The organism is Leifsonia sp. EB34 (genome assembly GCF_041260585.1).
Classification (GTDB): domain Bacteria; phylum Actinomycetota; class Actinomycetes; order Actinomycetales; family Microbacteriaceae; genus Leifsonia.
The window spans coordinates 1,392,972-1,405,699 of sequence record NZ_JBGCCV010000001.1; the positions used below are offsets into that span (position 1 = coordinate 1,392,972).

Consider the following 12,728-nt stretch of genomic DNA (forward strand, 5'->3'; position numbering starts at 1 on the left):
TGCCCCAGCTTATCGCCGTCCAGTAGCGTGAACCCGTGGACGATCGGGAGGGGACGAGCGGCACGACGGTCGCCGTCGTCTACAACCCCGTGCGGGTGGACGTGCCGCGGGTGCGGGCGGCGGTGGAGGCGCGCGCGGCCCAGGAGGGCGACATCGAGTTGCTCTGGCTGGAGACGACTCCGGAGGACGGCGGCCAGGGCCAGACCCGGCAGGCGCTGGAACGCGGCGCGACCCTCGTGCTCGCCGCGGGAGGCGACGGCACGGTCCGCGCGGTCGCGGAGGCGCTGCGCGACCAGGACGCGACGCTCGGTCTGCTCCCCGGCGGCACCGGCAACCTCCTCGCCCGCAACATCGGCGTCCCGTTCACCGGCGTGGAGGAGGCGGTCGCCGTCGCGTTCGACGGTGTCACCCGCCGCATCGACATCGGGCTGGTCACCGCAGAGCGGCACGACGGGAGCCGCAGTGAGCACGCCTTCCTCGTCATGGCAGGCGTGGGCTTCGACGCTCGGATGATCGAGACCACCCGCCCGGAGCTCAAGCGCCGGTTCGGCTGGCTCGCCTACGTGGAGTCGGCCTTCCGGTCGTGGCCGCGCTCGCGCAAGGTCCGGCTCCGGTTCGGGATCGACGACGATCCGGAGCGCACCGCGCACGTCAGCACCATCCTGTTCGCGAACTGCGGCAGCCTCCCGGGGAACATGCAGCTCATCCCCGACAGCGAGGTGGACGACGGCCTGATCGACATCGCGATCCTGCAGCCCGTGACGGTGTTCGGCTGGCTGACGATCTGGCGCAAGGTCACCTGGGAGAACCGCGTGCTGCACCGAAGCGCGCTCGGGAGGCGGATCATCCGCTTCACCGACAAGGCGATCCGCACCCGGCTCAGCTACCTGCGCGGCGCGACGGTGACGGTCGTGCTGGACGAGCCGGAGCCGTTCGAGCTGGACGGCGACGGCTTCGGCGAGGTCATCGCGCTCGAGATCGGGCTCGACCCGCAGGGCCTGCGCGTCCGCGTCCCGCGGTAACGGCCCGCGCGACATTCGTGACGAAAGACGAGGCTCAGCGGGTGCGTTCGTCGGGGAGGTCGCTGGTGGGCTCCGAGTATGCCCGCTTCGAGCCGCGTCCGGCGAGCGCCGTGAGGAACAGCAGCGCCACCAGCGTGAGCAGCCCGACCGTGATCAGCGGGCCGGCGAGCATCCAGCCGAGCTGCGAGATCACGAGCGAGCCGACGTCGGTCGACGGCGTCGAGCCGGTGTACGACAGGCTCACCGAGACCGAGTAGAGCACGACGCCCAGCACCACGAAGCCGCCGGACACCAGCCAGAGGGCGAGTATCACCGGGTTGCGCCTGGGTGAGAGGTCGAGCCGGTCGAGGATGCTCGCGGCAGAAGCGGACGCGGGGACCGCGTACGCGCGGTCGACGCCGGGCTCGGCCTGCACGGGAGGCTCCGCCGCCGGGGTCACCCGCGGCACGTCGACCGGCGCGATGCTCAGCGAGGCCGCCTCGACCGGCCTCCGCCGCTCGTCGTCGCGCTCGTCGTCGCCCTCGTCGGTCGCGACCGACGGCGCCGGCGCGGCGCGCAGGCGCGTCTTGGCCCGCTCGCCGGGCTGCGGACGGTAGCCGCGCTGGAACTGCGGGTCGTAGCGGGGGTCGATGCCGCGCGCGGCGTCCTTCTGGTCGTCGTCCACGATCATCCCGACCTCCCGCGCATCGGATGGGAGCGGCATCGGATGGGAGCGCTCCCTGCTGCGCAGCTTACCCGCGGTCGCTCAGAGCGGCACCGTGGTCGTCCACCAGGGTGTCGAGCCATTCGCGCGCCTCGGTGAACACCTCGTCGCGGTAGCGCTGGTCGAAGTCGACGCGCACCCCGTCCGCCCGCGGGTACGAGCCGAGGAAGATCACCGACGGGCTGAAACGGCGGAGGCCGAGCAGGGCGTCCGCGACCCGCTCGTCGTGGATGTGGCCGTCCGCGTCGATGACGAACCGGTAGCGGCCGAGGGCGTCGCCGATGGGCCGCGACTCGATGAGGCTCAGGTTGATCCCGCGGGTGGAGAACTGCTCCAGCAGGTCGAGCAGCGATCCGGGTCGGTCGTCTGGCAGCTCGGCGATCAGGCTGGTCTTGTCCGCCCCGGTCGGCTCCGGCACGCTGCGGGAGGTGCTGACCAGGACGAACCGGGTGACGGCGTTCGGGTTGTCGCCGATGTTCTCGGCGAGCACGGCCACGTCGTGGTGGTCGACGATCCCGGGAGGCGCGATGGCGGCGTCCGCCGTGCTCCCGTCGAACAGGGAGGCAGCGGCGGCGACGTTGCTGGACGCGGGCAGGTGGCCGTGCGCCGGGAGGTTCGCGTCCAGCCACTGGTGGCACTGCGCGTAGGCGACGGGGTGCGCGTTGATCGTGCGCACGTCCGCCAGGGTCGTCCCGGGCCGGGCGACGAGCACGAAGTTCACGGGCACGAGGTACTCGCCCACGATCCGGAGGCCCGGGACGGTCGCGAGCGCGTCCTGGGCGACGGAGACTCCGCCCTCGATGGAGTTCTCGATCGCGATCATCGCGGCGACGCTGCGGCCGGCGACCACGTCGGCGAGCGCCTCCCCCACGTTGTTGACGGCCCGCCAGCTCTTGCCGCGGGCCTCGGGGACCTGCGCGAGCGCGGCCTCCGTGAACGTGCCGGACGGCCCGAGGAAGCTGTAGACCTCGTCCACGGACGCGGGCAGCTCGGCGGTGGGGTCGGCAGGGGCGGAGGACATGGCCCTTAGCTTATAGAGGCGCACGAGCCCACCGGCGAGCCGGAGGCCCGGCCCTCGCCCGTTCCCCGCCGTCGTGGAAGAGTAGTCGCATGGACGAACGAGCAGGCACCCCCGCGCAGCCCTCCGACCTCATCGACGTCGACGCCCTGCGGCGCGCGTACTACGAGCTGAAGCCCGACGTGAGCATCCCGGAGCAGCGCGTGGTGTTCGGCACCTCCGGGCACCGCGGGTCGGCGCTCGACACCGCCTTCAACGAGGACCACATCGCGGCGACCACGCAGGCGATCGTGGAGTACCGCAACGCGCAGGGCATCACCGGCCCGCTGTTCATCGGCGCCGACACCCACCTGCTCAGCGAGTTCGCCACCACCACCGCGCTGGCCGTGCTGGTCGGCAACGAGGTGCGCGTGCTCGTGGACGAGTTCGACGACTGGGTGCCGACACCCGCCGTCTCGCACGCGATCATCGCCTACAACAAGGCCGGTCACCCCGACCAGGCCGACGGCATCGTCGTCACTCCGAGCCACAACCCGCCGCGCGACGGCGGCTTCAAGTACAACCCGCCGCACGGCGGCCCCGCGGACACCGACGCGACGAGCTGGATCGCCAAGCGCGCCAACGAGATCATCGCGGACGGCCTGCGCGACGTGCGGATGTCCGAGCCGAGCGGCGTCGAAACCTACGACTTCCGCGGAAACTACGTCGCGGACCTCGAGAACATCATCGACGTGAAGGCGATCAAGGAGAGCGGCATCCGCATCGGCGCCGACCCGCTCGGCGGCGCGAGCGTGCACTACTGGCAGGCGATCGCCGACCGGTACGACCTCGACCTGACGGTGGTGAACCCGGAGGTCGACCCGGCCTGGGGCTTCATGACGCTCGACTGGGACGGCAAGATCCGGATGGACCCGTCGAGCCCGTCCGCGATGGCCTCGGTCGTGGCGCGCAGCGGCGACTTCGACATCCTCACCGGCAACGACGCCGACGCCGACCGCCACGGCATCGTGACGCCCGACGGCGGTCTGATGAACCCGAACCACTACCTCGCGGTGGCCATCGACTACCTGTTCACCACGCGCACCGGCTGGCGGAAGGACGCCGCGGTCGGCAAGACGCTCGTGTCGTCCTCCATCATCGACCGGGTGGCGGAGTCGCTCGGCCGGCGGCTGTGGGAGGTCCCGGTCGGCTTCAAGTGGTTCGTCCCCGGCCTGATCGACGGCTCGGTCGGCTTCGGCGGCGAGGAGAGCGCCGGCGCGAGCTTCCTACGTTTCGACGGCTCGGCCTGGACGACCGACAAGGACGGCATCCTGCTGGCCCTGCTCGCCAGCGAGATCCGCGCCGTGACCGGCAAGTCGCCCTCCCAGCTCTACCGCGAGCTGACCGAGCGGTTCGGCGACCCGGTCTACCAGCGGGTGGACGCCCCGGCCAGCCCCGAGCAGAAGGCCGCCCTCGGCAAGCTCGACGGCGACGCGATCGCGGCGACCGAGCTCGCCGGCGAGCCGATCATCGCCAAGCTGAGCCGCGCGCCCGGCAACGACGCAGCCCTCGGCGGCGTGAAGGTGCAGACGGCCACCGCCTGGTTCGCGGCCCGCCCGAGCGGCACCGAGAACGTCTACAAGATCTACGCGGAGAGCTTCGCCGGCGAGGAGAACCTCCGCGAGGTGCAGGAGGAGGCCAAGCGCATCGTGGGCGACGCCCTCGGCGGCTGACCCGCGCCGCCCACGGGCACGCGGCTCACCGCTGGCTGCGGCGGACGATCACCGCGGTCAGGTCGTCGATCGGCACTCCGCGGCGCGCGGCGCTGAGGATGCGGGAGACCGCGCCGCCCGGAGTGGCGTTGCCCCGCACGATCGCCTCCAGCACCGGGAAGGCCCTGTCGCCGCCGAGCGCGTCCACGACGCCGTCGCTCACGCAGACCAGGGCGTCGCCGGGGCCGAGCATCACACGCTCGGGGAGCCGCGGCTCCGGCGTCGGAAGGCCGAGCGGGACGGCGCCGCCCTGCAGCCGTTCGAGTGACCCCCGGTCCCGGACGATCACCGCGAGGCCGTGACCGGCGTCGACGTAGTCGACCGCGCCGTCCGCGTGCACCTTGGCGTGGAAGAGGGTGACGACGGTGGCGAGCTGGTCGAGGTCCTCCTCGACCAGACGCGACGCGGCGTCGACCGAGTCCTGGAGGTCGGCGAAGTCCATCGCGCTGCGCAGGGCCGTGCGCACGGACGCGCCGACGATCGCCGCGGCCAGCCCCTTGCCCATCACGTCGCCGACCGTGACGCAGAAGTCGTCGCCGACGTCGTACCAGTCGTAGAAGTCGCCGGACACCCCGTGCGACGGCTCGCAGGCCGCCGCGACGTCGAACCCGGGCGCCCGGGGCTTGCGGCGCGGGAGGAGGCCCTTCTGCGCGATCGCCGCCCGGTCGAGCTCGTCGTCGCGGTTGAGCTCGTCCTGCACCCAGTCGGCGAGGTCGCGCAGCACGCGCTCCTGCTCGGGACTGAGGGTGCGCGGCTCGGTGTCGAGCACGCACAGGGTGCCCACGGCCTCCCCGCCCGGGGCGTGCAGCGGTTCGCCCGCGTAGAACCGGAGGTGGGGGTCGCCGACGACGAACGGATTGTCGGCGAAGCGCTCGTCCCGGGCCGCGTCGGCGACGATCAGCGCGGCGTCCTGGCCGGCGGTCACGTCGCAGAACGCCTTCTCGCGCGGTGCCTCGGTGCTCAGCCCGATGTGGGATTTGCGCCATTGCCGGTCGCCGTCGAGCAGCGTGATGCTCACCATCGGCACGCCGAAGAGCTGCTTCGCCAGCCGCGTGATCCGGTCGAACCGGGCTTCCGGCCCGCTGTCGAGGATGCGGAGGCCGGCCAATGCGCGTTGCCGCGCGCTCTCTGTCCGCTGCACCGCCTGCGCGTCGACGACCATGCCTCCCACTGTACAGATCCGTCTACCGGAATTCGATGACGGGGTGAAATCCATACACCACTGCTCAGGTGTTACATTCAGGATCGACGGCTAGCCTGATTCGATGCAGTCCGACCCGAAACACGACAGCCCGACCCGCGCGGAGCTGCGAGCCGGCGAGAGGTCGCCGGGCGCGGCCGTCGCGCGGCACGGGCGCCTGGCGCCCCGCACCTTCCGTTCCTCCGTCGGCGCCCTGGCCCTCCGCTCGCTCGCCGTCGTCGCGGTCAGCGCGGCGGCGCTGGTCGGCTTCGCCGCCTTCGACGTGTTCGCGACCGTGAACGCCAAGGAGGGCGTGCAGCTCGTCGACGACACCGGCAAGGCGCTGCCGCCGAAGGTCGGAGCGGTCGACGGCGCCTTCAACGTGCTCTTGGCCGGCAGCGACAGCGGGGGCGGCAACCCCGCGTACGACACCCGCGACGCCGCCCTCAACGATGTGACGATGCTGCTGCACGTCTCGGCCGACCACAAGGACGCGACGATCGTGAGCCTGCCGCGCGACATGTACGTGCCGATCCCGTCGTGCCCGAAGCCCGACGGTGGCAGCTTCAGCACGATGAGCCGCCAGAAGCTCAACACCACCCTCAGCTACGGCGGCCTCGCCTGCACGGTGCTGACCGTGAAGAAGCTCACCGGGCTCGAGATCGACTACGCCGGGGTGATCGAGTTCGACGGGGTCATCGAGATGTCCAACGCGGTCGGCGGCGTGCCCGTCTGCGTGTCGGATGACATCGTCGACCCGTACAGCGGACTGGACGTGAAAGCCGGCGACAACACTCTCCAGGGCCCGCAGGCGCTCGCCTTCCTCCGCACCCGGCACGGCGTGGGCGACGGCTCCGACCTCGCGCGGATCAGCAACCAGCAGGTGTTCCTGTCGTCGCTGGTCCGCACGATCAAGAGCGCGGACACGTTGGCCAATCCGCTGAAGGTCTACGGGCTGGCGAAGGCGGCGGCCGACAACATCCTGCCCTCCGAAAGCCTGAAGAACATCACCACGATCGCGTCGCTCGGCGTGGCCCTGAAGGACGTCGACCCCGCGAAGGTCGTCTTCGTGCAGTACCCGAACCACCTGGAGGGCGACGGGGTCGCCCCGGACCGCGAGGAGGCCGAGCTGCTGATGTCCGCCCTCCGCGAAGACCGCCCGGTCGCCCTGACCGGCGACACGGGCCTCGGCTCGGAGACGTCGGACGAGGCTGCCGCCCCGGTCGAGGCTCAGCCCGAGGCGGCGGACGCAGGCTCCGTCGAGCTGCCGGCGAACGTGCACGGGCAGACGGCCGCGCAGGTCACCTGTTCGAAGCCGTACGGGTTCTAGCCGCGTTTCCTAGTGGTACTCGGTCCCGCCCGGCACGCCGAAGAACTCCTCCAGGGTCGTGACGTTCGCCTGCTTGAGCTGGGTGGCCAGCGGGACGCCGATGTAGCGGAAGTGCCACGGCTCGAAGGTGAAGCCGGTGACCGCGACCTTGTCGGCCGGGTAGCGCAGCAGGAAGCCGAAGCGCCAGGCGTTCGCGGCCAGCCACTCCCCCTGCGGCGTGTGGGCGAAGCACGCGTCGAGGGAGCACTTGGCCGGGACCGCGCTGATGTCGACCGCGAGCCCGGTCTGGTGCTCACTGTGGCCAGGGCGGGCCGTGTCGGTGTCGGCGCCGGCGACGCCGTGGCGCGCGGCGTCGTCGTCGTAGACACGGGTCTGCGACTCGAACGACCGGTAGGCGCTCTGCACCGAGAAGTCGAGCCCGGCCTCCGCCTTGCCCGCGTGGAACATCGCGACCAGCGCCTCGGCCACCTCCGGCCGCATCGGCTGGCGGTTGACGTAGGTGACGTCCGGATAGACCAGCGAAGGCGGCGCGTAGTTCAGCGGGTTCAGCGGGCGCGGCTTGTTCACGGCCACCCAGATGCTCGCAGGATCGTCGATCGACATGGCGTGCTTGTCGAAGCCGGCGGCCGTCGCGGTCGGCGTCGGCGTCGGCGTCGGCGTGGGGACGGGCACGGAGGCGTGCGCGGCGGCCTTCGAGGGGGACGGCTTGCGGGGCGGCTGGTCGGCGGCGGAGCACGCCGTGGCGGCGAGCAGCACGAGTGCGGCGGCAGCCACGAGCGCGACGCGGCGACGGGGACCGGTCGGTTTCACGCACCGAGCATACGTGCCCGAAGAGCGTCAGCTGTCAGCGGACTCCCGGTCTCGCCCGAATGGGGCTCTTACTTCGAGAGACTCCAGAAGTGACCGGTCGCCCCGGGGTGGTCGACTGTGATCGTGTGGTCGAGGTCGCGGTAGTCGGTGTCGGTGTTGTGGCCGGCCATCTCGATGGTGATCTTGCCGTTCACAGTGTTCACCGCCGAGACGATCTGGACATGGTCGAGCGAGCCATTGTTGTTCCAGTCGAACATCACGATGTCGCCGACCTTGATCTTGTCGCGCTGGTCGAACGAGTATTCCGTGAGCCCGAGCTGCGCCGCATTCTCGCGGAAGTAGTCGTCCATCGCGGGCACGTAACCCCAGGCCGGGCTCCAGTCGGCCGCGGCGTCGTGGTTGTACCAGTCGGAGTTCATCTGCCAGCCGCGCGCGATCAGGGTCTGGCTGACGAAGTTGGCGCAGTCGCCGCCGACCGGGTTGAGGTCGCCGTACTGGGTCGTGTTGTAGTCGTTCCAGTGCGCGAGCGCGTACGCGAGCTGCTGATCCACCGGGGTCTGCGCCTGGTAGGTGTACGTCTTGCCGGTGGTCGGGATCACCTTTCCGTCAGCCGCGGTGACGACGATCGGCACGGGGCCGGCGGCCCAGTTCGCCGCCTGCGGGACGGCCACGACGATCTTGTCGCTGCCGGGCTGGGTGACCGGAGCGGGCTGGCCGCCGATCTGCACCGAGGCGACCTTGTCGAGGTCCGTGCCGGTGATGGTCGCCGTGCCACCCGAGAGGCTGCCAACGGCCGGCTGGAGAGCGGAGACGGTCGGGTTCTTGGGCTGCACCGCCGGCACCGCCTTCGCGATCGCCTTCATCACCGGGGACGGCTCACCCGCGCATCCCGTGAAAAGGAGGGTGGCGGCGGCAACCGCCGCGGCAACGGCGAACAAGCGACGGGAACGACTGTGAGAACTCATACGACCTTAGGGGAGTATTCAGAGGGTGACGGCAAGCACCTCTTCGACGCTAGACCGCAGAGCTATGCGGCACCTGGATGGGGTACGGCGGGTCTGTGAATGCTGCGGAAAACCGCAGCAGGCCGGGTCGACCCACGGGTCACCCGGACGTTCGCCCATGGCGAACGAGGGCCCCTGAGGCGTAGTCTCGCGTTGCTGAAAGACTCGCACTGGGTGTAACTTTGCAGTCTCCGCAAAATTCTTTTGCCCACACCGGTGTGACGCTCCGAGTCCTGGGCGTCCCCTCATTCGACTCTCGACCCGGAGACAGATGTCCAGTCAGACCAGCGCGGCAGTGTCCGCACCCAAACCGATCATGTCGCATCGCCAGATCCTCTTCGTGATCTTCGGCCTCATGGCCGGCATGTTCCTCTCGGCCCTCGATCAGACGGTCGTCGGAACGGCGATCCGCACGATCGGCGACGACCTGCACGGCCTCAGCCAGCAGGCGTGGGTCACGACGGGCTACCTCATCCTCTCGACGATCTCGACGCCGATCTACGGCAAGCTCTCCGACATCTTCGGACGCCGGCCGCTCTTCATCATCGCCATCGGCATCTTCATCGCCGGCTCGATCGCCGCGTCGTTCTCGACCTCCATGCTCGAGCTGGCGGCGTTCCGCGCCATCCAGGGCCTCGGCGCCGGCGGTCTGATGTCGATGCCGCTCGCGATCATGGGCGACATGCTCGCCCCGCGCGAGCGCGCCAAGTACCAGGGCTACTTCCTGGCCGTCTTCGGCATCTCCAGCCTCATCGGCCCGCTGATCGGCGGCCTGTTCGCCGGCGCGAACCAGATCCTGTGGATCGCCGGCTGGCGCTGGGTGTTCCTCATCAACGTGCCGATCGGCATCGCCGCGCTGATCATGGTCCTGCGCTTCCTGCACCTGCCGAAGCACGACCGCGGCTCCGCGCGCATCGACTGGTTCGGCGCCGCGGGCGTCATCGTCGCCCTCGTCCCGCTCCTGCTCGTGGCCGAGCAGGGCCGCGACTGGGGCTGGGGCAGCGCCGCCTCGATCTCCTGCTACGTGATCGGCGCCATCGGCATCATCGCCTTCATCCTCATCGAGCGCGCGATGAAGGACGACGCGCTCATCCCGCTCAAGCTGTTCCGCTCCAGCACCTTCTCGATGGCGACCGTCATCGGCGTGCTCGTCGGCTTCGGCATGTTCGGCGCGATGCTGACGCTCCCGCTCTACCTGCAGATCGTGCTCGGCTCCACCCCGACCGAGTCGGGCCTGCAGCTCCTCCCGATGATCCTCGGCCTGATGATCTCCTCGATCGCCTCCGGCCAGATCATCGCGCGCACCGGCCGCTACCGGCAGTTCCCGATCATCGGCACCGCGATGCTCGCGGGCGGATTCTTCTACCTGACGTTCCTCAAGTTCGGCGACTCGTACTGGTTCATCGCCGGCGCGATGCTGCTGATCGGCCTCGGCCTCGGCCAGCTCATGCAGACGCTGACCATCGCCAGCCAGAACTCGGTCGGCCTCCGCGACATGGGTGTGGCGACCAGCGCCTCCACGTTCTTCCGGCAGATCGGTGGAACGCTCGGCACGGCCGTGCTGCTGTCGCTGCTGTTCACGGTGTTCCCGACGAACATCCAGACGGCGCTCACGGACAAGCCCACGCTGACCAGCGCCCTCGACGCCGCGCTGACCCCGTCGGTCGCGTCCGCGCCGGAGAACAAGCAGATCATGGAGAAGATCTACACGCCGATCACCAGCAAGGCGACCGCGGCCACGCAGCAGGCGTTGCAGAAGGCCGTGGACGGCGCCAAGGCCGCGGCAACGCAGGCCGTCGCCGGGCAGGTCGCCGCCGGCCACATCCCGCCGCAGGCTCAGGCCCAGGCGGAGGCGGCCGCTCAGCAGCAGGCGATCCAGGCCGCAGCGGCCAAGATCGAGGCGCAGGCGCCCTACGCCTCCGTCGCGAGCGACGGCACCGTGACGCTGAACTTCACGGACGCCTCGGCGCGCTCGACGTACGTCGACACGCTCGTGCCGGTGATGCAGACCCAGCTCAAGAAGTCGAACAACGCGAACAACAGCTCCGACATCAACGACACGTCGTTCCTGAACACGGCCGACCCGCGCCTCTCGAAGCCGTTCCTGGTCGCGTTCAACACCTCGGCCGTCCAGGTCTACTGGGTGGCGATGATCGTGGTTCTGGTCGCGTTCGTGCTGTCGCTGTTCTTCAAGACCCCGCCGCTGCGTGCCAAGTCGGCGCTGCAGGAGGCCGCGGACGCCCGGTCCGAGGCCGAGGCCGAGGCCGAGGCGGCGGAAGCGGCCGGCGAGCGCGAGCCCGTTCCGGCCGGCGCGATGGCGTCCGACTCCCGCTCGCGCGAGGAGCTCGAGGAGACCGACCTCGGTCTGATCGCGAGCCGCGTGGCCGGCGAGACGGGCGCGCTCATCGAGCCGGTGATCGACACCGCCTCCGTCGCCGCGCAGCGGCCGCGGCCGGCGACCGACTGACGCCCGTACCGGCTAGTCCACCTCACCGACGGGACGGCCGTCGCCCATCCGGGCGGCGGCCGTTCCGCTGTCCGCGCCCGCGGGCTGCGGCGGAACGCGCCGGAGCACGAGCGGCGTCACCACGCCGTGCAGCACGATGCTGCCCACCACGGTCAGCACGGTTACGCTCAGCACGTCCCCACTGTCGCTGTCCGGGAGATGGTTGTAGGCGAGCAGGCCGAACACGATGGAGGCCGTGCCGCGCGGCCCGATCAACCCGATGTAGGTGCGTTCCCGCCAGGTCACCGGCGAGCCGAGCATCGAGGCGTAGACCGGCACGGCGCGGAACAGCGTCAGCGCGAGCACCGCGATCACCAGCACCCGCCAGTCGATGCCCTCCACGATCACCGCCGTCGTCATCCCGCCGAGGATGAACCAGACGAAGTCGGAGGCGACCTTGCTGGCCTCCTCCACCAGCAGGAGCTCGTCCTCCGGGACAGCGTCGAGCTCGCCGCGGCGCGTGCGCGTGACGCGGAACATCACGCCGGCGACGAACGCGGCGACGAAGCCGTTGGCCGCCAGGTCGTGGAGCGTCGCGATCCCGTAGGTCAGCAACGGCGCGATCAGCATCACGAAGCGGATCCCGGACGCGTTCGCCCAGCCGCGGCCGGACGCCCAGCGCGTGAGCAGGCCGAGCACGCCGCCGATGAGGACGCCGACGACGATCGCGACGACCGTGGCGGGGATCGCGCCGAAGAAGGCGTAGACGGCCTCCGACAGGTTCTTCTCGACCTCCTTCTCGCCGGCGCCCGAGAGCTGCGCGCCGGTGTTCGCGACCTTCAGGATGCTCGGGAGGGCGACGGCGATCGCGACCGACATGGCGAACAGCGGCGAGATGAGGCCGTCGTTGTAGCCGCTCTCCACGTTGAGGATCTGGCGCACCCGGGCGGGGACCCGCGAGGACCGCAGCAACGCGGTCGCCGGCGCGAAGTCGGTGGGCATCACGATGCAGGCGATGACGATCAGCACGAAGACGTTGAGCGCGGGCAGCAGCCAGAGTCCGGTCAGCACGACGAGCGCGAGCGACAGCGGGAGGGCGATCAGCACGAGCCGCGCGAGGCTGCGGCCCTGCCCGCCGAAGATGCCGCCGCGCACCTCGCACGCGTCCACGAAGAGCAGCACGGCGAGGATCAGCTCCACGACATGCTGGGCGACATCGCTGTCGATCGCCTCGGTGAAGCCCTTCACGTCCACGAGCACGACGAGCGAGCCGAGCACTGCGAGAGCGGCCGGGCCGGCAATCCCGAACCGCTCGAATCGGTGCGAGACGAGCGACCAGAGCGCCACGGCGGCGAAGCCGACGAGGATGATGACCGGCATCCGCACGCCCTCCCTCTGCTCGCCGCCAGTCTGGACCCACAACCCGCCGAGCGCCAGGCCGCGACATTCGGGGCGAATGTCGTG

General features: G+C 70.5%; 10 protein-coding genes. 4 read left to right on the forward strand and 6 right to left on the reverse strand.

Annotated features, from left to right (window positions below; all coding sequences use genetic code 11):
* Nucleotides 1-35 precede the first annotated feature (35 nt).
* On the forward strand, nucleotides 36-1,022 hold the full coding sequence (locus ABIA36_RS06715) for a diacylglycerol kinase family protein (protein ID WP_369961507.1): 987 nt from the start codon (nucleotides 36-38) through the stop codon (nucleotides 1,020-1,022).
* A 34-nt stretch (nucleotides 1,023-1,056) separates the two neighbouring features.
* Here ABIA36_RS06715 and ABIA36_RS06720 read toward each other — a convergent pair whose 3' ends face one another.
* Both ABIA36_RS06720 and pheA read right to left on the reverse strand, forming a co-directional pair.
* Entirely contained in the window at nucleotides 1,057-1,725 is a 669-nt protein-coding gene (locus ABIA36_RS06720) for a hypothetical protein (RefSeq protein ID WP_369961508.1), read from the reverse strand.
* Between the two features lie 28 nt (nucleotides 1,726-1,753).
* Nucleotides 1,754-2,746, reverse strand: coding sequence for a prephenate dehydratase (gene pheA / locus ABIA36_RS06725; RefSeq protein WP_369961509.1), 993 nt, complete (start codon nucleotides 2,744-2,746; stop codon nucleotides 1,754-1,756).
* An 89-nt stretch (nucleotides 2,747-2,835) separates the two neighbouring features.
* Between pheA and pgm the strand changes: the two genes are divergently transcribed.
* Entirely contained in the window at nucleotides 2,836-4,455 is a 1,620-nt protein-coding gene (gene pgm / locus ABIA36_RS06730) for a phosphoglucomutase (alpha-D-glucose-1,6-bisphosphate-dependent) (RefSeq protein WP_369961510.1), read from the forward strand.
* Between the two features lie 25 nt (nucleotides 4,456-4,480).
* Here pgm and ABIA36_RS06735 read toward each other — a convergent pair whose 3' ends face one another.
* Nucleotides 4,481-5,656: a PP2C family protein-serine/threonine phosphatase gene (locus tag ABIA36_RS06735; RefSeq protein ID WP_369961511.1), complete on the reverse strand. Its 1,176-nt coding sequence runs from the start codon at nucleotides 5,654-5,656 to the stop codon at nucleotides 4,481-4,483.
* Between the two features lie 103 nt (nucleotides 5,657-5,759).
* Between ABIA36_RS06735 and ABIA36_RS06740 the strand changes: the two genes are divergently transcribed.
* On the forward strand, nucleotides 5,760-7,004 hold the full coding sequence (locus ABIA36_RS06740) for an LCP family protein (protein ID WP_369961512.1): 1,245 nt from the start codon (nucleotides 5,760-5,762) through the stop codon (nucleotides 7,002-7,004).
* 9 nt (nucleotides 7,005-7,013) lie between these two features.
* Here the strand turns inward: ABIA36_RS06740 and ABIA36_RS06745 are convergent, their stop codons facing one another.
* Both ABIA36_RS06745 and ABIA36_RS06750 read right to left on the reverse strand, forming a co-directional pair.
* Nucleotides 7,014-7,814, reverse strand: a complete 801-nt coding sequence (locus ABIA36_RS06745) for a M15 family metallopeptidase (protein ID WP_369961513.1) — start codon at nucleotides 7,812-7,814, stop codon at nucleotides 7,014-7,016.
* 68 nt (nucleotides 7,815-7,882) lie between these two features.
* Nucleotides 7,883-8,677: an amidase domain-containing protein gene (locus tag ABIA36_RS06750; RefSeq protein ID WP_369962089.1), complete on the reverse strand. Its 795-nt coding sequence runs from the start codon at nucleotides 8,675-8,677 to the stop codon at nucleotides 7,883-7,885.
* Between the two features lie 457 nt (nucleotides 8,678-9,134).
* On the opposite strand from ABIA36_RS06750, the gene ABIA36_RS06755 reads away from it, so the two are divergent.
* A complete protein-coding gene (locus ABIA36_RS06755; RefSeq protein WP_369961514.1) occupies nucleotides 9,135-11,285 on the forward strand; it encodes an MDR family MFS transporter in 2,151 nt (716 codons plus the stop codon).
* 12 nt (nucleotides 11,286-11,297) lie between these two features.
* Here ABIA36_RS06755 and ABIA36_RS06760 read toward each other — a convergent pair whose 3' ends face one another.
* Nucleotides 11,298-12,644 carry a cation:proton antiporter gene (locus ABIA36_RS06760; RefSeq protein ID WP_369961515.1) on the reverse strand — a complete coding sequence of 449 codons (1,347 nt, stop codon included), beginning with the start codon at nucleotides 12,642-12,644 and terminating at the stop codon, nucleotides 11,298-11,300.
* Nucleotides 12,645-12,728 lie beyond the last annotated feature (84 nt).

Bases quoted from the DNA above. Each gene is read 5' to 3' on its own strand.
- ABIA36_RS06720 (WP_369961508.1), bottom strand. From the start codon at position 1,725: ATGCCGCTCCCATCCGATGCGCGGGAGGTCGGGATGATCGTGGACGAC.
- pgm (WP_369961510.1), top strand. From the start codon at position 2,836: ATGGACGAACGAGCAGGCACCCCCGCGCAGCCCTCCGACCTCATCGAC.
- ABIA36_RS06735 (WP_369961511.1), bottom strand. From the start codon at position 5,656: ATGGTCGTCGACGCGCAGGCGGTGCAGCGGACAGAGAGCGCGCGGCAA.
- ABIA36_RS06740 (WP_369961512.1), top strand. From the start codon at position 5,760: ATGCAGTCCGACCCGAAACACGACAGCCCGACCCGCGCGGAGCTGCGA.
- pheA (WP_369961509.1), bottom strand. From the start codon at position 2,746: ATGTCCTCCGCCCCTGCCGACCCCACCGCCGAGCTGCCCGCGTCCGTG.
- ABIA36_RS06755 (WP_369961514.1), top strand. From the start codon at position 9,135: ATGTCGCATCGCCAGATCCTCTTCGTGATCTTCGGCCTCATGGCCGGC.
- ABIA36_RS06760 (WP_369961515.1), bottom strand. From the start codon at position 12,644: ATGCCGGTCATCATCCTCGTCGGCTTCGCCGCCGTGGCGCTCTGGTCG.
- ABIA36_RS06750 (WP_369962089.1), bottom strand. From the start codon at position 8,677: ATGAAGGCGATCGCGAAGGCGGTGCCGGCGGTGCAGCCCAAGAACCCG.